This is a genomic window from uncultured Paracoccus sp. (assembly GCF_937873615.1).
In the GTDB taxonomy this organism is placed as follows: domain Bacteria; phylum Pseudomonadota; class Alphaproteobacteria; order Rhodobacterales; family Rhodobacteraceae; genus Paracoccus.
On the sequence record NZ_CALMYP010000023.1, the window covers coordinates 28,478 to 47,171 of the forward strand.

The 18,694-nt window shown below is 64.7% G+C and carries 14 protein-coding genes; 7 read left to right on the forward strand and 7 right to left on the reverse strand.

Annotation, left to right across the window (positions count from 1 at the left end; genetic code table 11):
• Positions 1-5 precede the first annotated feature (5 nt).
• The 3 genes from Q0330_RS07135 to Q0330_RS07145 are packed head-to-tail and all read right to left on the reverse strand — an operon-like array spanning position 6 to position 3,998.
• Positions 6-1,424: an FGGY family carbohydrate kinase gene (locus Q0330_RS07135; RefSeq protein ID WP_299476556.1), complete on the reverse strand. Its 1,419-nt coding sequence runs from the start codon at positions 1,422-1,424 to the stop codon at positions 6-8.
• Positions 1,421-2,629: an FAD-dependent oxidoreductase gene (locus Q0330_RS07140; RefSeq protein ID WP_299476558.1), complete on the reverse strand. Its 1,209-nt coding sequence runs from the start codon at positions 2,627-2,629 to the stop codon at positions 1,421-1,423. The genes Q0330_RS07135 and Q0330_RS07140 overlap by 4 nt, the downstream gene beginning before the upstream one ends.
• Positions 2,619-3,998, reverse strand: coding sequence for an NAD(P)/FAD-dependent oxidoreductase (locus Q0330_RS07145; RefSeq protein WP_299476560.1), 1,380 nt, complete (start codon positions 3,996-3,998; stop codon positions 2,619-2,621). Before Q0330_RS07145 ends, Q0330_RS07140 begins: the two co-directional genes overlap by 11 nt.
• Before the next feature lie 160 nt (positions 3,999-4,158).
• On the opposite strand from Q0330_RS07145, the gene Q0330_RS07150 reads away from it, so the two are divergent.
• The 7 genes from Q0330_RS07150 to Q0330_RS07180 all read left to right on the forward strand — a co-directional run bounded on the left by Q0330_RS07150 (position 4,159) and on the right by Q0330_RS07180 (position 11,916).
• Positions 4,159-4,917, forward strand: coding sequence for a DeoR/GlpR family DNA-binding transcription regulator (locus Q0330_RS07150; RefSeq protein ID WP_299476563.1), 759 nt, complete (start codon positions 4,159-4,161; stop codon positions 4,915-4,917).
• Between the two features lie 42 nt (positions 4,918-4,959).
• A complete protein-coding gene (locus Q0330_RS07155; RefSeq protein WP_299476566.1) occupies positions 4,960-5,472 on the forward strand; it encodes a TRAP transporter small permease subunit in 513 nt (170 codons plus the stop codon).
• Positions 5,469-6,806, forward strand: a complete 1,338-nt coding sequence (locus Q0330_RS07160; RefSeq protein WP_299476569.1) for a TRAP transporter large permease subunit — start codon at positions 5,469-5,471, stop codon at positions 6,804-6,806. The genes Q0330_RS07155 and Q0330_RS07160 overlap by 4 nt, the downstream gene beginning before the upstream one ends.
• Positions 6,807-6,899: 93 nt before the next feature.
• A complete protein-coding gene (locus Q0330_RS07165) occupies positions 6,900-7,940 on the forward strand; it encodes a twin-arginine translocation signal domain-containing protein (protein WP_299476671.1) in 1,041 nt (346 codons plus the stop codon).
• Positions 7,941-7,994: 54 nt separating this feature from the next.
• Positions 7,995-9,356, forward strand: a complete 1,362-nt coding sequence (locus tag Q0330_RS07170) for a glutamine synthetase family protein (RefSeq protein WP_299476571.1) — start codon at positions 7,995-7,997, stop codon at positions 9,354-9,356.
• 17 nt (positions 9,357-9,373) lie between these two features.
• Entirely contained in the window at positions 9,374-10,762 is a 1,389-nt protein-coding gene (locus Q0330_RS07175; protein WP_299476573.1) for an aldehyde dehydrogenase family protein, read from the forward strand.
• A complete protein-coding gene (locus tag Q0330_RS07180) occupies positions 10,759-11,916 on the forward strand; it encodes an iron-containing alcohol dehydrogenase (protein WP_299476576.1) in 1,158 nt (385 codons plus the stop codon). Before Q0330_RS07175 ends, Q0330_RS07180 begins: the two co-directional genes overlap by 4 nt.
• A 96-nt stretch (positions 11,917-12,012) precedes the next feature.
• On the opposite strand, the gene Q0330_RS07185 is transcribed toward Q0330_RS07180, so the two are convergent.
• The 4 genes from Q0330_RS07185 to wecB all read right to left on the reverse strand — a co-directional run bounded on the left by Q0330_RS07185 (position 12,013) and on the right by wecB (position 18,665).
• On the reverse strand, positions 12,013-14,580 hold the full coding sequence (locus Q0330_RS07185) for a heparinase II/III family protein (RefSeq protein ID WP_299476579.1): 2,568 nt from the start codon (positions 14,578-14,580) through the stop codon (positions 12,013-12,015).
• A gap of 65 nt (positions 14,581-14,645) precedes the next feature.
• A complete protein-coding gene (locus Q0330_RS07190; RefSeq protein WP_299476582.1) occupies positions 14,646-16,271 on the reverse strand; it encodes a glycosyltransferase family 4 protein in 1,626 nt (541 codons plus the stop codon).
• Positions 16,264-17,538, reverse strand: a complete 1,275-nt coding sequence (wecC, locus tag Q0330_RS07195; RefSeq protein WP_299476585.1) for a UDP-N-acetyl-D-mannosamine dehydrogenase — start codon at positions 17,536-17,538, stop codon at positions 16,264-16,266. Before wecC ends, Q0330_RS07190 begins: the two co-directional genes overlap by 8 nt.
• Positions 17,535-18,665, reverse strand: a complete 1,131-nt coding sequence (gene wecB / locus Q0330_RS07200; protein WP_299476588.1) for a UDP-N-acetylglucosamine 2-epimerase (non-hydrolyzing) — start codon at positions 18,663-18,665, stop codon at positions 17,535-17,537. The genes wecC and wecB overlap by 4 nt, the downstream gene beginning before the upstream one ends.
• Between the last annotated feature and the right edge of the window lie 29 nt (positions 18,666-18,694).

The window sequence follows — 18,694 nt, forward strand, 5'->3', positions numbered from 1 at the left end:
GCTTGTCAGTCTGCCGCGACCCGATGCGACAGCGCGGCCAGCCCTTCACGGACCATCGCAAAGCGGTTCAGGCGGCGTTCGGCCTGCGCCGCCTGCGACGGGGTGACGGGAACGGGTTCCGGCACCGGGGGCACCGGTTGGCCATCCGCCGCCAAGGCCATATGCACGAGGCCAAGCGCCGTGCTTTCCACCTCGACCGCGCGGCCCATCGGGTGCCTGAGAAGCCCGGCCAGAAAGCCCAGCAGGTAATCGTTCCGCGCCAGCCCGCCATCGACGGAAAGCGCGCGGATCGGCTGCAATGCGTCGATGGCCCCGATCGCCTCGGCCGCGCGCAGGGCCACGCCTTCCAGCAGCGCCTGCATCAGGTCGGCGGGGCCGTGATCCAGGGTCAGCCCGAACCAGCTGCCGCGCGCCTGTCGGTCCCAATGCGGGCAGGCCAGACCGGCAAGGGCGGGCAGGAAGACCAGCCCCCGGTCGATGGCGGGCGCGGCGTCGAAACGGGCGATCTCGGCATACTCGCTGAACAGGCCCAGCGATTTCGCCCAATCCAGCGCCGCCGCCGCCGAATAGACCGCCCCGTCGAGTGCATGCTGTGGTGCCTCGCCGGGCATCTGCCAGGCGACGGTCGGCAGGGGGCCGGGCGTTTCGGGCCGGATCAGCGCGCCGGTCAGGCATTGCACGAAGGCGCCGGTGCCGAAGGTCACCTTCGCGGCCCCCGGGCTGCGGCAACCGTGACCGTAAAGCGCCGCCTGCTGATCGGTGATGCTGGCGCCAAGCCGCGCGCCATTGGGCAACCGCCCCAGATCGCCCGCCGTCGGCGTGATCTCGGGCAGGCAATCGGGTGGAATGCCGAAGATCTCGCAAAGTGCGGGGTCCCAGGCGCCGGTCTCGATATTCATCAGTGAGGTGCGCGAGGCGGTGGCGATATCGGTCTGGAAACGCCCGGTCAGCCGGTCTCGGAAGAAGGCATCGGTGGTGCCGAGCCGCAGCCGCCCCTGCCGGGCAAGGCCGGCGGCCTCGGGGCAGTTCCGCAGGATCCAGCCCAGTTTCGTGGCCGAGAAATAGGGATCGAGCGGCAGGCCCGCGCGGGCCATGACCTCGGACCCTGCCCCCTCGCGGTCGAGCCGGGCGGTTTCCGGCGCGGTGCGGTCGTCCTGCCAGACGATGACCGGGCTGACGGGCCGCCCGTCGCGCGCATCCCAGCCGAGGCAGCTTTCGCCCTGATTGGCGAGCGCGACCAGATCGGCCTCATGGTCAAGCGCCGCGTGAAGATTTGCCAGCAGTTCCTTGGGATCGTGCTCGACATGGCCGGGGGCGGGCAGGATCTGGCGATGGGCGCGCTGCATGACCGGGGCCAGCCTGCCGTCCCGATACAGAAGCGCCCGGGTCGAGGTGGTGCCCTGGTCGATGGCGAGGACCTTCATGCGGTCTCCTCCAGCGTCAGGATCAGCGGGTCGGGCAGCAGGTTTTTGGGCAAAGGCATGGTGATCCGCCGTTCCGGCAGGGCGTTAATCCTGTGGCTGGCGATGACCATGGGGCCCTGATGCAGCGACAGGATCCCGTGCACGGGCCGGGTGACGCGCAGCTGAATCTGTCCGTGCCGGCCCGGACCGTCGGTGAAGATCACCTGCGGCAGCGCATAGCGGATCAGATCGCTGCGGATGGTCAGCGGCACGCCATGTGAAGGATCGGGCAGATCGCCGCGCAGTGCGGCATGGATGGCATGGGCGGCGCGGCGGCCCTCGGACCAGCAGGCACCGGCGGTTTCAACCGGGCGCAGCAGGTTGCCAGCGGCGAAATAGCCCGGTCTGGCGCAGCGCCCGAAACTGTCGATGATCGGCCCGGTCGAGTGCGGATCGACCCCCTCCCCGGCCAGCAAGGCCGCTTCCGAGCGGAAGGAACCGGTCAGCAGCACGCCGTCGCAATCCAGATGCGTCTTGCCTTGCGGCCCGGCAAGGGTCACGCCGCTGACCCGCTCTCGGCCATGGATCGCGGCAATCTCGGTCTTCAGATGCAGCGGCACGCCCAACAGGCGCGGCAACAGGCCCGAGGGGCGGCGGGCGAGGATGCGCGGCCCCGGCTCGATCATCGCCACCGGGCGGATGCCGGCCTGTCGGCAGGTCAATAGGGCCGAGAAGCTGACCAGTTCCGTCCCGAGGATCACGGGTCGGCAAAACGGTATCTGGTGGTTCAGATGCACGAGGCCCTGAAGCGCGCCGGTCGGGATCACGCCGCCGGGCTTCTGGCCGCCGATCAGGCGCTGCACCCGGCTGGATTCGCGCGTGCCGGTGGCCAGCAGAACGGCGCGGGCCTGCAGGTGGAAGACCCCTTCGGGGCCGGTCAGTTCCAGCGCCGGGCCGTCCTGCAAGGCGGTTGCGGTGGTGTTGCACAGGATGCTGGCCCCCGTCGCCTCTGCCGCTGCCGCCAGCCGCGCGGCATAGGCCTGCCCGCCAAGGATGCGGTGGAATTCGCGCATTCCGAAGGGGGAATGCCCGCAATGGCGGGGGATGCCGCCGGGCACCGGCTCGCGCTCGATCACGGTCACGCGGCCTGCGCCCAGCCGGCCAAGCTCTGCGGCGGCGGCCAGTCCGGCGGGGCCGGCGCCGATGATGGCGATGTCAGTCTCCATCCTTATCCCCGCAGGTCATGGGCTGGGTGAAGCGTGCTTCGGTCAGTTTCGCCAGCGCCGCCGTGCAGCCGAAACCCTGGCAGCGGCCCATGGTGACGCGGGTGCGCCGTTTCAGCCCGGCGATCGAGCGGGCGGGGGCCGGGGCGTTCAGCGCCGCCTCGATTTCGCGCCGGGTCACCAGCTCGCAATGGCAAAGGATGCCGCCATTGCCCGCCGCCTGCCAGTCGCGTGGCCCCGCCTGCGCAAGCATCGGCATCTGCGGCCAGTGCTGCGGCTCTCTCGGCGCCCGACCCACCAGCCCCGCCACATGGCGCGCGATCCCAAGCGCCGCCGACAGCCCGGTCGAGCGGATGCCCCCCACCGTCACCAGCCCCCGCGCCAGATCGGCGCGGATGCGATAGCCCTTGTCCTCGGTCGCGGGACGCAACCCGGCATAGGCTGCCGTCACCTCCTGCGCGGCCAGTCCGGGCAGGATGGATTCGCCGGTCTCGCGCAGGTTGCGCAGCGTGTCGGGCGAAAGCGAGGCATCCTCTCGGTCCTCCTGTTCCTCGGCGGTGGGGCCGACCAGAAGGTTGCCGAAGGCGGTGCGGCAGACGACGATGCCCTTGGTGATCTTCGTGGGCACCGGCAGCAGGATATGCCGCGCCAACCCCGCCGCCGGCTTGTCATAGACGATGAACTGACCCTTTCGGGGACGGATCCGGAAGAAGCTCTCGCCGGTCAGCAGCCTTTCGACATGGTCGCCCCAGAGGCCCGCCGCGTTGACGACCAACCCGGCCTCGACGGGACCGGCGGCAGTGGTCAGATGCCAGCGCCCGCCCCTGCGCTCGGCACGGGTCAGTTCGGCCCGGCAGCGCAGTTCGGCACCATGGGCGATGGCCTGATAGAGATAGGCATGTGCCGCCGACCACGGGTCGATCAGCGCCTCGCGCGGCACCCGGAAACCGGCGCGGACGCCCGGCGCAAGGGCCGGTTCGGCGGCCAGCAGCGCGGCGCGGTCCATGGGCTCGATATCCTCGACCCCGTTGCGGCGGGCCTGTGCCATCAGATCGGGCAGCGCCGCCTCCTGCCCGGCATCCCAGGCGAGGACGAGGGCGCCGCAGCGGTCCAGCGGCAGGTTCAGACGCTGGTGAATGTCCAGATATTCCGCATGACCGGCACGGATGCAGTCGAGTTCCAGCGAGCCCTCGGGCGCGTCGAAGCCGGTATGCAGGATGGCGCTGTTGCCCTTGGAGGCCCCGTCCAGCACGTCATGCGCCTTTTCCAGCAGCACCACCCGCGCCCCGTCGATGGCGAAACGGCGGGCAAGGGCGCAGCCGACGATCCCGGCGCCGACGATTGCCACATCGTAACCTGCCACCTCAGCCATTCCGACCCCATCAGTTGCCGCATAACTATACATAATTTGACCGAACGGGCAATCGTCAAGCATAAAACTGTGGTTTCAGGCGCAAATTCTTGCCGGATAATACAAATATTCGTTGACATGGGCGCGCGCGCCGGATTGGCTTCAGGTCGAGGGGATAACGATGAAACCGCGTGAGAGACGCTTGCAGATCGAAACCATGATCCGAAGCGAAGGCTCGGCCAGTGTCGAGGACCTGGCTGCGCATTTCGAGGTCTCGACCGAAACCATCCGCCGCGATCTGGCCCGCCTAGCCGGCGCCGGGCGGGTGCTGAAAGTGCATGGCGGCGCGCGCAGCGCCCGGCTTCTGGTCGAGCCGAGCATGGATATCCGCGCCGCGCAGGCCAGCGAGGAGAAGGTGCAGATCGGCCGGCGTCTGGCCGGCGAGATCGAGCCGGGGGCCACGCTGTTCATCGACACCGGCTCGACCACCCTGGCGGCGGTGCCGGCACTGGCGGCGATTGTCGGGTTGACCGTCATCACCAATTCCTGCCGGTTGGCCGATGCGCTGGCGCGGGCGGGATCGGACGCCTCGGTGCATCTGCTGGGCGGAAGTTACGTTGCCGGCAATGCGCAGACGGTCGGGCCGACCGCGCTTGGCCAGATCGCCGAATATCAGGCCGATCACTGCGTGCTGACCGTCGCGGCCTTCTCGGCCGAGGTCGGGGCCATGGATGCCAGCCATGACGAGGCGCAGATCGCGCGCGCCATGGCCGCCAATGCGCAGAACCTGATCGTGCTGGCCGACAGCAGCAAGCTGGACCGTCGCGCCGCCTTCACTGTCTGCCCGACGGCACGGATAGATCTGCTGATCACCGACGACGCGATCCCCGGGCCGATGCGGGGCCAGCTGGCCGCCTGCGGGCTGCGGGTCTTGTGCTGAGGGCCGGGAAGAAAACAACGGGACAGGACGAAAGGGAAACCGATGCCGAAGCTGATCCGCGGATATGTCCGCAGCGTCGACCGTATCAGCGACTGGGCCGGCTGGCTGGCGGCCTCGCTGATCTTCGTCATGGTGGCGACGCTGCTGCTGGATGCGGTGACGCGCAATGTGCTGAACATTCCCGTTCATTGGGCGATCGAGCTGACCCAGTTCACGCTGGCCGCCTATTACTTCCTGGGCGGGCCGTTCACGTTGAAGAACAACGATCATGTGCGCATGGACCTGCTTTACGCCTCGCTGTCGGAGCGCGGCAAGGCGAAGCTGGATCTGGTCACCATCTGGTGCCTGATCTTCTATCTGGTCGTCATGCTGATGGGCTCGATCAGCAGCCTGAAATACGCCATCTCCACCGATGAACGGCGGTTTTCGATGTGGAACCCCTCGGTCATTCCGATCAAGGCGCTGATGGTCGTCTGCCTGGTGCTGATGCTGCTGCAGGCCTTCTCGCTTGTCTTCAAGCATATTGCCACGCTGCGCGGGGAACCCATCGCATGAGCTATGAATCCATCGCCCTGCTGATGTTCGCCTCCATGGTGCTGCTGCTGGTCAGCGGGCAGCGGGTCTTTGCCGCCATCGGTTTCGTCGCCTCCGGCGCGGCGCTGCTGCTTTACGGGCAGGGCGCCATCGAGCTGCCGTTCAACCAGGTGTTCAAGCTGTTCAACTGGTATGCGATGCTGACCCTGCCGATGTTCATCTATATGGGCTATGTGCTGTCGGAATCGGGCATCGCCGAAGACCTTTACAAGATGCTGCATGTCTGGTTCGGCCGGGTGCGCGGTGGGCTGGCGGTGGGGACGATCCTGCTCATGGTCATCATCTCGGCGATGAACGGGCTGTCGGTCGCCGGCATGGCCATCGGCGCCACCATCGCCCTGCCCGAGATGCTGCGGCGCGGTTACGACAAGATCCTGATCTCGGGCGTGGTGCAGGGGGGATCCTCGCTTGGCATCCTGATCCCGCCTTCGGTGGTGATGGTGCTTTACGGCATGATCGCGCGCCAGCCGGTGTCGAAACTGTGGTTCGCGGGGCTGGTGCCCGGCCTGATCATGGCGGCGATGTTCGTGGCCTATATCCTGATCCGCGCGCGCATGAATCCCGCCCTCGCCCCGGTGGTGGACGAGGAGGAACTGAACATGCCCTTTGCCGAGAAGCTGGCCCTTGCCCGCGCCGGCATCATCCCCTTCCTGATCTTCTTCCTGATGACCGGGCTTTTCGTGATGGGCTATACCTCGCTCGTGGAAAGCTCGGCCGTGGGGGCCACGGCGGCGACGCTGGCGGCACTGCTGAAGGGGCGGTTCACCTGGCGGCTGATCAAGGAGACCTCGCTGAAGACGCTGTCTGTCAGTTGCATGTTCCTGTGGCTGATCCTGGCGGCGCTGGCTTTCGGGGCGGTCTTCGACGGGCTGGGCGCCGTGCGCGCCATCGAGAACCTGTTCCTGAACACCTGGGATCTCGGACCCTGGCAGGTGCTGATCATGATGCAGCTCAGCTTCATCCTGATGGGTATCTTTCTGGACGACACGGCGATGCTGGTCATTGTCGCGCCGCTTTACATTCCGCTGGTGGCCTCGCTGGATCTGGGCTTCGACAACCAGCTGATCTGGTTCGGCGTGCTTTACACCATCACCTGCCAGATCGCCTATATCACCCCGCCCTTCGGCTATAATCTCTTCCTGATGCGCTCTCTGGCGCCGAAGGAGATCACGCTTGTCGATATCTACCGCTCGATCTGGCCCTTCGCGCTGATGATGGTGATCACCATCGTGCTGGTGATGATCTGGCCGCAGATCGCGCTGTGGCTGCCCGAACATATGAGCGTCCGAGGTTAGCGAGCGATCCCTGAAACCAAGCCCCGCCAAGAGGGTCCACCCAACCGAGAGGATACCATGACCAAGAAACTGATCACCCCGTCGGAAAAGATCCTGTCCAGCCGCCGCAAGTTCCTGCAGACGGCGGGGATCGGGGCTGCGGCCTCGACCCTCGCCGCGCCTGCCGTGCTGGCGCAGAGCGGCCCGATCAAATGGCGGCTGCAGACCTATTCCGGCGCGCCGCTTGGCGCCCATGTCATCAAGCCGCAGATCGACGCCTTCAACGCGGCGGCCAATGGCGAGATGGAGATCGAGCTTTACTATGCCGACCAGCTCGTTCCCACCGCCGACCTGTTCCGGGCGCTGCAGAACGGCACCATCGACGCCGTTCAGTCGGACGAGGCGACCATGGCCTCGCCGGTCGATATCTCGGTCTTCGGCGGCTATTTCCCCTTCGCCACCCGCTACAGCCTCGATGTGGCGGCGCTGTTCCAGTATTACGGCCTGAAAGAGATCTGGCAGGAGGCCTATGACGAGGTCGACAATGTCACCTGGCTGTCGACCGGGGCCTGGGACCCGCTGCATATCTTCACCGTGGACAAGCCGATCCGCAGCCTTGCCGACATGAAGGGGCTGCGCGTCTTCGGGGTGCCGACGGCGGGCAAGTTCCTGTCGCGCTATGGCCTGATCCCGGTCACCATTCCCTGGGACAACGTGGAAGTCGCCATGCAGACCGGCGAACTCGACGGCGTCGCCTGGTGCGGCTTTACCGAGGCCTATGAGGTCGGCTGGGCCGACGTCTGCAACTATGCGCTGACGAACTCGGTCACCGGCGCCTGGTTCGGCAGCTATTTCGCCAATACCGCCAGCTGGGAAAAGGTCCCGCCGCATCTGCAGGAACTGTTCCGCATCTCCATCGACCAGTCCCATTACTACCGCAATGTCTGGTATTGGGGCGGCGAGGCCAAGCTGCGCGTCGAGGGCGAGAAGGTGGAACTGACCAGCCTGCCGGACGAGGAATGGGCGCAGGTCGTCAAGGATGCCGAAGGCTTCTGGGACGAGGTTGCCGGTTCCTCGGACCGCGCCGGCCGCGTCGTGCAGGCCTTCAAGGATTACGCCGCCAATATGGAAAAGGCCGGCTATCCTTACCGCTAAGACCCCTTGCCGGGCGCGGCCCTCGTGCCCGGCCTTCCCGATCCGGAGGATATCATGCCCGCCAATATGACGCTCGACAGCCTGAAAGCCGCCTGGGAGGCGGGCGAGATCGACACCGTGGCCGTCGCGCTGATCGACATGCAGGGGCGCATGATGGGCAAGCGCTTCCATGTCCAGCATTTCCTGGATGCCCATGACGAGACCCATTGCTGCAATTACCTGCTGGCCACGGATTACGAGATGTTCACCGTCCCCGGCTACAAGGCCAGCAGTTGGGAAAAAGGCTATGGCGATTACGTCATGCGCCCCGATCTTTCGACCCTGCGCCGCCTGCCCTGGGCGCCGGGCACGGCGCTCTGCATGGTCGATCTGCTGGACCACCACACCCATGAACCCGTCCCCCATGCGCCGCGCAATGTGCTGGCGCGTCAGGTCGCCCGCGCCCGCGCCATGGGGTTCGAGCCGATGATGGCGACCGAGCTTGAGTTCTTCATGTTCGAGGAAAGCTTCAAGGACCTGTTCGATACCGGCTATCGCGATCCGACGCCGAGCGCGCGTTACAATGTCGATTACGCCCTGAGCGAGACCTCGGGCGACGAGGTGGTGATGCGCGCGCTGCGCAACGATCTTTACGCCGCCGGTGTGCCGGTCGAGTGCAGCAAGGGCGAGGCCGAGCGCGGCCAGCACGAGATCAATGCGCGCTATTCCGACGCGCTGGATACGGCGGACATGCATATCCTGATCAAGGCGGCGACGAAGGATATCGCGCGCCGGGCCGGGCGGTCAGCCACCTTCATGGCGAAATACCATCACGACAAGGTCGGCAGTTCCTCGCATGTCCATCAGTCGCTGGCGAAGGACGGGGCGAATGTCTTCGTCGATGCGACCGACCCGCTCGGCATGTCGGCGCTGATGAAATCCTATGTCGCCGGGCAACTTGCCCATGCCGGGGCGATCACGCTGTTCCTTGCGCCCAATATCAACAGCTACAAGCGCTTCGTTGCCGGCACCTTCGCCCCCACCCGCGCGGTCTGGAGCGTCGACAACCGCACCGCCGGCTTCCGCCTCTGTGGCGAGAATACCAAGGGCGTGCGCATCGAATGCCGCATCGGCGGGGCCGATCTGAACCCCTATATGGCCTGCGCGGCGCTGCTGGCCGCAGGCCTCGACGGGATCGAGAAGGGGATGGAGCTTGCCCCCGCCTTCTCGGGCGATCTCTACCAGTCGAAGGATGCGCCCGAGGTGCCGCGCACGCTTGGCGCGGCGGCGGCTGCGGCGATGGGGTCAGGGATGCTGAAATCCGCCTTTGGCGAGGATGTCGTTGCCCACTACCACCGCGCCGCGCTTTGGGAGATAGAGGAACAGAATCGCGTCGTCTCCGACTGGGAAACCGCACGCGGATTCGAGCGGGCTTGAAGGAACGGAAAATCGAGATGTCGGGAAAGATCCAGCTGGTATCGCCGGTCGATGGCGAGGTTTATGTGACCCGCGACGTGCTGTCGCCCAAGGATGCGCGCGCGGCTGTCGCCCGCGCCCACGCGGCGCAGCCGGACTGGGCGGCGCGGCCTTTGGATGAACGCATCCGGCTGGTCATGGCCGGCGTCGAGGCGCTGATCGCCATGAACGACCGGATCGTGCCGGAACTGGCCCGGATGATGGGCCGCCCGGTGCGCTATGGCGGCGAGATGGGCGGGGTGCGCGAACGTGCCGAATACATGGCGAAGATCGCCGCGGAAACCCTCGCCCCGCAGGTGGTTGAAGATAGCGGCACCTTCCGCCGCGAATTGCGCCGGGTGCCGGTGGGCGTGGTCTTCATCATCGCGCCCTGGAACTATCCCTTCCTGACCGCAATCAACGGCATCGTGCCGGCGCTGATCGCCGGCAATGCCGTGGTGCTGAAACATGCCAGCCAGACCCTGCTGGCGGGCGAACGTCTGGCCGAGGCGATGCACAAGGCCGGTGTGCCCGAGGATATCTTCCAGAACCTCGTTCTGGATCATGCCACCACCGAGGCGCTGATCGCCGAGCGCAATTTCGGCTTCGTGAATTTCACCGGCTCGGTCGGCGGCGGTCAGGCGATCGAGCGCGCGGCGGCGGGCGGCTTTACCGGCACCGGGCTGGAACTTGGCGGCAAGGATCCGGGCTATGTCGCCGAGGATGCCGATCTGGAAGCGGCGGTGAACGGGCTGATGGACGGGGCGATGTTCAACTCGGGTCAGTGCTGCTGCGGGATCGAGCGGATCTATGTCCATGACAGCCTGTATGACGGTTTCGTCGCCAGGGCGGCGGATTGGGTGCGGGCGCTGAAGCTGGGCGATCCGACCGATCCCGAGACCACGATGGGGCCGATGGCCAATCTGCGTTTCGCGAAGCTGGTGCGCGAACAGGTGGCCGAGGCCGTGGCTGCGGGCGCGCGCCCGCTGATCGAGGCAAGCGAGTTTCCGGCCGACGATGGCGGCGCCTATCTGGCCCCGCAGGTGCTGGTCGATGTGCGCCATGACATGCGCGTCATGCGCGAGGAAAGTTTCGGCCCCGTGGTCGGCATCATGCCGGTCAGGGACGATGCGGAAGCCATCGCGCTGATGAACGATTGCGCCTATGGGCTGACCGCCTCGATCTGGACCGCCGATTCCGACCGCGCCGCCGCGATTGGCGAGAAGCTGGAAACCGGCACCGTCTTCATGAACCGCTGCGATTACCTCGACCCGGCGCTGTGCTGGACCGGGGTCAAGGATACCGGGCGCGGGGCCAGCCTGTCGGCGCTTGGCTTCCATGCCGTGACCCGGCCCAAATCCTTCCATCTGAAAAAGGTGACAGCATGACGCTTCGCGCCAACTGGTCCTATCCGACCGCGATCAAATTCGGTGCCGGCCGCATCGCCGAACTGCCCGATCAATGCCGCGCGGCGGGGATCGCGAAGCCGCTTCTGGTCACCGACCGCGCCCTTGCCGCCCTGCCGATCACCGCGCAGGTGCTGGACCTGCTGGATGCGGCGGGGCTGGGCCGGGCGGTGTTCTCGGATGTCGATCCGAACCCGAACGAGGGCAATATGGAAGCCGGCCTTGCCGCCTATCGCAAGGGCGGCCATGACGGGGTGATCTGCTTCGGCGGCGGCTCGGCGCTGGATCTGGGCAAGATGATCGCGCTGATGATCGACCAGCCGGTCTCGGTCTGGGAGTTGGAGGATATCGGCGACTGGTGGACCCGCGCCAACCCCGACAGCATCGCCCCGATCATCGCCGTGCCGACCACCGCCGGCACGGGATCGGAGGTCGGGCGCGCCGGGGTGCTGACCAACAGCGCCAGCCACAAGAAGAAGATCATCTTCCACCCGAAGCTTCTGCCCACGGTGACGATCTGTGACCCGGAACTGACCGTCGGAATGCCGCGCGCCATCACCGCCGGCACCGGCATGGATGCTTTCGCGCATTGTCTGGAAGCCTATTCCAGCCCGCATTACCACCCGATGAGCCAGGGCATCGCGCTGGAAGGTCTGCGGCTGGTGAACGAGAACCTGCCGCGCGCCCATGCCGATCCGAACGACCTTGAGGCACGGGCGAACATGATGAGCGCCGCCGCCATGGGCGCGGTCGCCTTCCAGAAGGGTCTGGGCGCGATCCACAGCCTCAGCCACCCGGTCGGTGCGGTTTACGGCACCCATCACGGCACAACCAATGCCGTGGTGATGCCGATAGTGCTGCAATTCAACCGCCCCGCGATCGAGGAGCGCATCGCGCGGGCCGCCGATTATCTGGGCATCAAGGGCGGCTTCGACGGCTTCTATGCCCGCGTGCTGGACCTGCGGGCCGAGCTGGCGATTCCTCAGAACCTTGCCGTGATGGGGGTCGAGGCGTCGCGGCTGGACGAGTTGACCGAGATGGCGCTGGAAGATCCCTCTTGCGGGGGCAATCCGGTCGAGATGACGCGCGAGAATACCCGCGTGCTTTTCGACGCGGCCATGCGCGATCCCGCGTAAGCGGGCGGATCAGGGCGGAAGCTCGGGCGATGCCGAACAGATTCAGGCGTCGCCCGGCCCGCCGCAGATCGGCCTGTTCGCAGCGGGCGCAGCCGCTCAATCCGGTGCCAGACCTTCAGCGCCCGCCAAGAGCGGTCGAATGAGATCGCCTGTGTCAGCCCGGCTGGGCGGTGAATGACCAAGCGCGGGGTCGGCATAGCGAATGATATTGAGAATGCGCCAATCCGCCCGAGGCCCGATCCGGCCAGTAAATTCGGCCTGCTTTTCAGCCGGAACCTTCTGCAGCAGGGGGGTAAGGTGATGGTTGAGATGCAGCGTGTCATGCTCGTTCTGGAACAGGAAGATCGGGGCCGTCCGCTCGACCAGTTCGGGTGAGACGCGCATCCGGTCGCCAAATCTCTGCTGAACGGCGCTTTCGGTAAAGCCCGGATAGCAGGTCCCCAACATCTTCAGATAGGCAGAGCGGCTATAATGGCGAAGGTCGAGCTGTGGATTGAAGGCAATGATCCGCGCCATCGGGAAACGCCTTGCCAGCATCAGCCCCGCGAAGCCGCCCCCGGAAGACCCCAGGATGACCACATCCTGCGGGGCATATCCACCCGCCTCGCAGATGCGTGACAGACCCTCTGCCAAGGCATCCAGACCGCAATATGCGGCGCTGTTCTGAAACCAGGCCAGACCGATGTCATTGCCGGGCTTGAGCGACGGGTCGGAGATCGCGACAATATCGTAGTCAGGATAATCATCGCCCCATCCGTGGCGCTGGAAGTCCAGATGCCCGTGCTTCCGCGCCGATGCGCCGGGCAGCATGACCAGAAGCCGCTTCGATCCGCCGGGTCGTCTGGTCGCAAGGAAAGACAGCGCCAGTCCGCCTGCCAGCATCGTATAGCTTCGCGTACCCGAAGACAGCATCAGGGCCTGATCCGGTCTGACGGTCCGATGCGGAACATTCGGCAGCAGCGCCTTTACGTCTGGCAGGGATTCGGGCTTCGGCCTGGGCAGGCCGAAATGTGCGTGGCAATAACTTTGCACATCCTGGCGGTCGAACGCGGAAAGCGACATCGCGGTCAGGAGCTTGCCATTCTGGACCTCGCCTGAATAGGTCAGCGCCAGTGCCGGTTCCAGTTTCAGGTCCGCAGTGAAGCTATAGCCCTGGACCGGGGCGCTGTCGCCGCGTTGGAGCATCGGCTCTGGCTTCCAGCCGAAGGGCTCGATGGTGATGCCTTGCCCATCGGATGCCATGGCATGAAGCACCCGGCCAGCAAGGCGCTGCAGCCCGAAATCGCTATCAAGATGCCAACGCTGCCTGATCTTCCGTGGTCGGCTTTGCTCGATGTCGTCTTCGATCAATATCCAATGGCCCGGCTTGACATGCAGGCACCGGACATGGGTGATGGCCTTAATCCTGAGCGCCGCCGTCATGCGGAAGATGCCGCCCGGCAGTTCCTCGGTCCCCTCGATGGCCGAGCCATAGGGACTCATCTTGATGATATCGAAACCGTCGAATTCAATATTGTTATGGGCGGCATAGGACAGCGCGTAACGGCGATAGACATCGCTTCTGTAGCCGTATTTCCCACCGTCGCAGATGATCCGCCGACCCTTGTCGAACCAGTCGAAGCTGAGGCAGTCGCGATGCTTGTGGGTCGTGGCGTGATAGGCACCCATCAGGAAGACCATCGAGGCGGCATCCGCTGGCACCCCCCAGGCCGAACGCAGCACCGCATAGCCTGAGGCGTCGAAATCCGAGATCACATGTGCAGGCTCCGTCGCCGCGGGGAAGGTCAGATCTGACTGCCTGGTCAGGACGGAATCGCCCACGCAGATCGGCCGCCGCAAGGGATCGACCAGCCATTTGCGCGCCTCCATGGCCAACTCGACCCGCCGGGTGAATGCCGGGCGATCGCCATACCAGCCCGACAGAAGCGCACCGGAGAACATCTTCAGCGCATAGAAGTGATAATGCGGCGAATGCTCGCGATGGATGCCGCTTTCGTCGAATTGCGCATCCAGAAGTTCGGTCATGCGGGTGATCGCATAGCTTCGCTCTTGCGCGAAACGGGCGGGATCGGGCAGGCAATTGGTCAGTGCCAGCAGCCCATGCATCTGAAAGATACCGTGATTGTTCAGCGAGAAGACCTGAGGTCGTGCAAGGTGGCGGATGTGCTTTTCTGCGACATCACCCAGCAGGCGGGTCTGATCTTCGGGCAGGGCGATGCGGAAATAGGCGATCCGGTTCAGAAAAAAGCCGAGGATCAGCGCCCGATAGCCGACGGACATGTCATACCATGCATAGCTTTCCGGCATGCGCGAGGTCACGATATCCTCGGCATCGTCACCATAGTGCTGCCACCAGTCGGCCACGACCTGAAGGAAATAGGCGACCGCCTCGGGCTTGGCATCGCCAGAATCGAAGGCGTTCATCACCGGGGCAAACATCAGCCAGCCCTGAAGCTGCATCCGCCAGTTGCGGTCGACATGCCGATCCCGGGCTTCCCAGTCTATGGAAACTGGCAGCGGAAATGGGTCAGCATCGGCCCGGGGTTTGAATATGCGGGCGGTGACCAGATCACGCAGCTCCCCGCTTGCCTTCGGTACAGAGAAGACACGGGTCAGGAAATGCTCAACAGGGACGAGCGTGCCGGGGGTTCCTGCGGATTGCATATCGGAATCCGCCGTGTGGGGTTCAGAAAATTGGGCGTCGTCGGTTGCGGGGCGGCTGGGCATGGTCAAGCGGCGGGCATTTTGGCCCTGCTGGCGAGGACTCGCGTGATCTCATTTTGCGCGAGGACCGCCGTTTGGGGCCAACTGCGTTCGGTCTCGACCCAGGTCCGACCATTCCTGCCGAGCTTTTCCCGTAGCTCCGGGTCTTCGATGAGGCGTTGCAATACATCGGCAAGCGCGCCGGGATTGCCCTTTTCGAAGATGAGCCCGGTTTCGCCATCCCGAATCATCTCTGCCAGTGCTGCGACGGATGATGCCGCGACCGCCTTCTGCATTGCCATCGCCTCCAGTGGTTTCATCGGAGAAACCATCTCTGTCACCAGTTGCGGCTTGCGTGGGAATGGGGCGATGTCGATGAGGGAGTAATACTTGGCAACCTGGTCATGCGGAACGCGGCCAGGCATGATAAGCCAATCGGCCAGCCCGCCTTCGGTCGCCACAGCCTCGATCATGGCCGTGATCGGGCCTTTTTCCTGACGAGAGACGTTTTCGTTGCCGACGAGCAGCAAACGGAACTCAACGCCCCTGCCCTTCAGGATTGCGGCCGCGCGGGCCAGATCGTCCAGACCCTCATATTGCACGAAAGAGCCGATATAGCCGATCACCGGCACGTCCTCGGGGATGTTCAGGGCTTCCGCCAACTGCCTGTCTCGCGGTTGCGGCAGGAACTGCTCGGGCAGGCAGGAGTTCGGCAGCAGGGTAACCTTGGCGCCGGAAACGCCGCGCCGGATCAGTTCTTCGCGCATCCCGCCGGTAAGGGTGAAGACGTGATCGGCGGCGTCGGCGCAGATGGTTTCCAGCTTCGCCTGACCAGCATAGGCCTTGGTTTGAAGATATCTCGGTTCGCGCGAGGCACGGGTGATTTCCCAGAAGCCCCGGACTTCATAGATGAACGGGATGCCCTGGCGTTTTGCGGCGATCTGCGCTGGCAATCCGGTGACATGGTTCGACGCCGCAATGACCAGTTCGGGGCGCAACTCGCGCAGTTTTTCCTCCATCCGCTCGGCGGCGGACAAGATGTAACCGTGCCCGATGGCAATCTTGTAGCTGGGGGATGTGATGCGGTGATATTGGATGCCATCGACTTCGTCGATGGGTGCGACATCTTCTGGCTCGATCTCAATGATGTCGGTCGGAAATCCGGGTCGGGTGACACAGACCATATCATAGCCGATCTGGCGCATGCCTTGCAGCAGACCATGTCCGCGTGTCGCATAGCCGCCCGAGGAATAGGGCAGCGAGTTGTGCAGGACGTAAAGGATGCGGCCTGTGACCGGCTCGTATTGTGGCGGGTTCTTCACCGCGAGTTCGGTCAGCAGCCGGGATACGACAATCGGCCTGTTCGACACCTGTTTGCGGCGTGCATCGAGCCAGGCTTCTTCGGCGGGATCGACCACGGCCTTGCGGTCCATCTCGTCAAGGATGGCTTCCGCAGTATCGAAAGCGCGCAGGTCAATCGCCGTGGCAAGGCGCTGCTTCTGATATGGCCAGTGGTCGTGGTCGCGACAGATACGGTCGAGGATCGCCAGTTTGGACGCCGGACGGCCAAGCTGCTCCAGCCGCTGAGCCGCAATATCAAGCCCCCTCGCGAAGGTTTCGGCGTCGTCCGTCCCCGCACTCGTATCAGGCATGGGCGAGTTCCGCCTTGCGCCAGATGCCGCGCGTGTCGACCGTGATCTGGCTGGCACCCGAAGGCGGTGGCGCGTCACGGAATTTCGCGTGATCCACGAGCATGACGCAGATCTCGGCCTCCATCGCCTCTCCCATCGGGACGAGGCCGGCCTTGCCGGCAAGTGCGGGCGGCAAGACCTGAATATGCGGTTCGACCACCTTCACCCGACCCGGAAACTCCTCGGTCAGGCGGCGGACGATCTCGACGGCGGGGCTTTCGCGCAGATCGTCAATATTGGGTTTGAAGGTCAGGCCGAAGCAGGCAATGCTGGCGCCTTCGCCCTTGGCGGCAACGGCTTCGCGGATCTTCTGCAGCACCCATTCCGGCTTCTGGTCGTTGATGTCACGGGCCGCACGCATCATTCGCGCCAGTTCCGGGGTGCGGGCAATGATGAACCACGGATCGACCGCAATGCAGTGCCCGCCCACGCCGGGGCCGGGTTGCAGAATATTCACGCGCGGATGCCGATTGGTCAGGCGAATAAGCTCCCATACGTCGATTCCGAGCCGGTCGCAGATGATCGAAAGCTCATTGGCAAAGGCGATGTTCACATCGCGAAAGCTGTTTTCTGTCAGTTTGGCCATTTCGGCGGTGCGGGCATCTGTTTCGACGCAATCGCCTTCGACCACCATGCGGTAAATCTCTCGCGCGCGGGCGGCACAGGCCGGGGTCATGCCGCCGATGACACGGTCGTTGGTCACCAGCTCCCGCAAGGCGTGGCCGGGCAGGATCCGTTCAGGACAATGGGCGATACGGATATCGCTTTCCTCGCCGTGGCTTTGCGGGAAGGTCAGATCGGGTCGCTCCTCGGCCAACCATGCCGCCATCTGTTCGGTCGCGCCGACCGGGCTGGTCGATTCCAGCACCACCAGATCGCCCCTTTTCAACACCGGCGCGATCTTGCGCGCGGCGCTTTCGACATAGGAAAGATCCGGGAATTTCTCATTGTCGCCCATGAGGAAGGGCGTCGGCACGGCGATCAGGAAGGCCTGCGCCGGTTCGGGCACTGTCGTTGCGCGCAACAGGCCCGCACCGACCGAGGCGCGGAGCGCATCCTCCAACCCCGGCTCGACAATGTGGCATTCGCCACGATTGATCCGATTGACGGTGCTTTCGTCGATATCGAGACCGATGACCTCGATATTGCGCAGCGCAAAAATTACGGCGGTCGGCAGGCCGATATATCCCAGACCGACCATGCATATCTTGCGGAAAGGATCTTTCATGCCGCTTCTCCGATTTCAGTGAGCGCATCGAGGATGCGGCCGACGGCTTTGCCGTCACCATAGGGGTTATGAGCGACGCTCATTTCGCGATAGGCGCCGGCGTCGGTCAGTAATTCGGTTGCCAGACGGACGATCCGGTCGGTATCGGTGCCGACCAGCCGGACGGTTCCGGCAGCCAATGCCTCTGGCCGCTCGGTCGTGTCGCGCATCACCAGCACCGGCTTGCCGAGCGACGGCGCTTCTTCCTGAATTCCGCCCGAATCGGTGATGATGAAGGTCGCGCGATTCATCAGCCAGACGAATGGCAGGTAATCCTGCGGTTCGATCAGGTGGACATTCCGATGCCGGCCAAGCAGCCGGGTCACCGGCTCTCGGACATTGGGGTTGAGATGCATGGGATAGACGATATCGACATCATCGAATTGTTCCGCGATCCGCGCGAGGGCGGTGCATATGCGCTCAAACCCGCCGCCAAAACTTTCCCGGCGATGACCCGTGACCAGGATCAGCCGCCGTTGCGAATGCAGGAAATCGAAACGACCGGCAATCTCTCGGTTCAACTCGGGCTGAGTGTCAAACCGACCGACGATCTCCATGAGCGCATCAATGACGGTATTTCCGGTGACGGTGATCCGGCCACCCGGGATGCCTTCGTTGAGAAGCGCCTGACGCGCTGTCTCTGTAGGTGCGAAATGCCGTCGGGCGAGCGCGCCGGCGATGCGGCGATTCCCCTCCTCCGGCCAGGGCGAATAGATATTGCCGGTCCGCAGCCCGGCCTCGACATGGCCCACAGGGATGCGGGCATAATAGGCGGCCAGCGTCGCGGCGAGGGTCGTGGCGGTGTCGCCATGGACCAGAACGATGTCAGGACGCTCGACCTCCAGCACCGGCTTCATGCCGGTCAGGATCGCGGCGGTGACGCCGTAAAGATCCTGCCCGGCCTTCATGACCCGCAGGTCGTGCTTCGGTGTCAGCCCGAACAGCGAGGTCACCTGATCCAGCATCTCGCGGTGCTGCCCGGTGACGCAGATCACACCTTCAAAGCGAGGATCGGCCCCGATCGTCTTCGCGAGCGGGGCCATCTTGATTGCTTCCGGACGTGTGCCGAAGACGGTCATTACCTTCATGGGTGTATATCATCCGTTGAATACACCTA

Excerpts from the sequence above, each read along its gene's own strand:
- Q0330_RS07145 (WP_299476560.1), bottom strand. The coding sequence starts at position 3,998 with ATGGCTGAGGTGGCAGGTTACGATGTGGCAATCGTCGGCGCCGGGATC.
- Q0330_RS07190 (WP_299476582.1), bottom strand. The coding sequence starts at position 16,271 with ATGCCTGATACGAGTGCGGGGACGGACGACGCCGAAACCTTCGCGAGG.
- Q0330_RS07135 (WP_299476556.1), bottom strand. The coding sequence starts at position 1,424 with ATGAAGGTCCTCGCCATCGACCAGGGCACCACCTCGACCCGGGCGCTT.
- wecB (WP_299476588.1), bottom strand. The coding sequence starts at position 18,665 with ATGAAGGTAATGACCGTCTTCGGCACACGTCCGGAAGCAATCAAGATG.
- Q0330_RS07180 (WP_299476576.1), top strand. The coding sequence starts at position 10,759 with ATGACGCTTCGCGCCAACTGGTCCTATCCGACCGCGATCAAATTCGGT.
- Q0330_RS07170 (WP_299476571.1), top strand. The coding sequence starts at position 7,995 with ATGCCCGCCAATATGACGCTCGACAGCCTGAAAGCCGCCTGGGAGGCG.
- Q0330_RS07155 (WP_299476566.1), top strand. The coding sequence starts at position 4,960 with ATGCCGAAGCTGATCCGCGGATATGTCCGCAGCGTCGACCGTATCAGC.
- wecC (WP_299476585.1), bottom strand. The coding sequence starts at position 17,538 with ATGAAAGATCCTTTCCGCAAGATATGCATGGTCGGTCTGGGATATATC.
- Q0330_RS07160 (WP_299476569.1), top strand. The coding sequence starts at position 5,469 with ATGAGCTATGAATCCATCGCCCTGCTGATGTTCGCCTCCATGGTGCTG.
- Q0330_RS07175 (WP_299476573.1), top strand. The coding sequence starts at position 9,374 with ATGTCGGGAAAGATCCAGCTGGTATCGCCGGTCGATGGCGAGGTTTAT.
- Q0330_RS07150 (WP_299476563.1), top strand. The coding sequence starts at position 4,159 with ATGAAACCGCGTGAGAGACGCTTGCAGATCGAAACCATGATCCGAAGC.
- Q0330_RS07140 (WP_299476558.1), bottom strand. The coding sequence starts at position 2,629 with ATGGAGACTGACATCGCCATCATCGGCGCCGGCCCCGCCGGACTGGCC.
- Q0330_RS07185 (WP_299476579.1), bottom strand. The coding sequence starts at position 14,580 with ATGCAATCCGCAGGAACCCCCGGCACGCTCGTCCCTGTTGAGCATTTC.